The sequence below is a fragment of the Proteus genomosp. 6 genome (assembly GCF_040139785.1).
In the GTDB taxonomy this organism is placed as follows: Bacteria; Pseudomonadota; Gammaproteobacteria; order Enterobacterales; family Enterobacteriaceae; genus Proteus.
The window spans coordinates 1-1356 of record NZ_JBEEVJ010000041.1; the positions used below are offsets into that span (position 1 = coordinate 1).

Annotated in this window: 1 protein-coding gene; it reads left to right on the forward strand. The window is 60.3% G+C overall.

Annotated elements, in window-relative coordinates:
- The first annotated feature begins 140 nt into the window (after window positions 1–140).
- On the forward strand, window positions 141–1154 hold the full coding sequence (gene intI1 / locus ABN212_RS18660) for a class 1 integron integrase IntI1 (protein WP_000845039.1): 1014 nt from the start codon (window positions 141–143) through the stop codon (window positions 1152–1154).
- Window positions 1155–1356: the final 202 nt, after the last annotated feature.

The window sequence follows — 1356 nt, forward strand, 5'->3', positions numbered from 1 at the left end:
CTAACTTTGTTTTAGGGCGACTGCCCTGCTGCGTAACATCGTTGCTGCTCCATAACATCAAACATCGACCCACGGCGTAACGCGCTTGCTGCTTGGATGCCCGAGGCATAGACTGTACAAAAAAACAGTCATAACAAGCCATGAAAACCGCCACTGCGCCGTTACCACCGCTGCGTTCGGTCAAGGTTCTGGACCAGTTGCGTGAGCGCATACGCTACTTGCATTACAGCTTACCAACCGAACAGGCTTATGTCCACTGGGTTCGTGCCTTCATCCGTTTCCACGGTGTGCGTCACCCGGCAACCTTGGGCAGCAGCGAAGTCGAGGCATTTCTGTCCTGGCTGGCGAACGAGCGCAAGGTTTCGGTCTCCACGCATCGTCAGGCATTGGCGGCCTTGCTGTTCTTCTACGGCAAGGTGCTGTGCACGGATCTGCCCTGGCTTCAGGAGATCGGAAGACCTCGGCCGTCGCGGCGCTTGCCGGTGGTGCTGACCCCGGATGAAGTGGTTCGCATCCTCGGTTTTCTGGAAGGCGAGCATCGTTTGTTCGCCCAGCTTCTGTATGGAACGGGCATGCGGATCAGTGAGGGTTTGCAACTGCGGGTCAAGGATCTGGATTTCGATCACGGCACGATCATCGTGCGGGAGGGCAAGGGCTCCAAGGATCGGGCCTTGATGTTACCCGAGAGCTTGGCACCCAGCCTGCGCGAGCAGCTGTCGCGTGCACGGGCATGGTGGCTGAAGGACCAGGCCGAGGGCCGCAGCGGCGTTGCGCTTCCCGACGCCCTTGAGCGGAAGTATCCGCGCGCCGGGCATTCCTGGCCGTGGTTCTGGGTTTTTGCGCAGCACACGCATTCGACCGATCCACGGAGCGGTGTCGTGCGTCGCCATCACATGTATGACCAGACCTTTCAGCGCGCCTTCAAACGTGCCGTAGAACAAGCAGGCATCACGAAGCCCGCCACACCGCACACCCTCCGCCACTCGTTCGCGACGGCCTTGCTCCGCAGCGGTTACGACATTCGAACCGTGCAGGATCTGCTCGGCCATTCCGACGTCTCTACGACGATGATTTACACGCATGTGCTGAAAGTTGGCGGTGCCGGAGTGCGCTCACCGCTTGATGCGCTGCCGCCCCTCACTAGTGAGAGGTAGGGCAGCGCAAGTCAATCCTGGCGGATTCACTACCCCTGCGCGAAGGCCATCGGTGCCGCATCGAACGGCCGGTTGCGGAAAGTCCTCCCTGCGTCCGCTGATGGCCGGCAGCAGCCCGTCGTTGCCTGATGGATCCAACCCCTCCGCTGCTATAGTGCAGTCGGCTTCTGACGTTCAGTGCAGCCGTCTTCTGAAAACGACA

What these genes read in the sequence shown, in the direction of transcription:
- intI1 (WP_000845039.1), top strand. Translation starts at nt 141, where the DNA reads ATGAAAACCGCCACTGCGCCGTTACCACCGCTGCGTTCGGTCAAGGTT.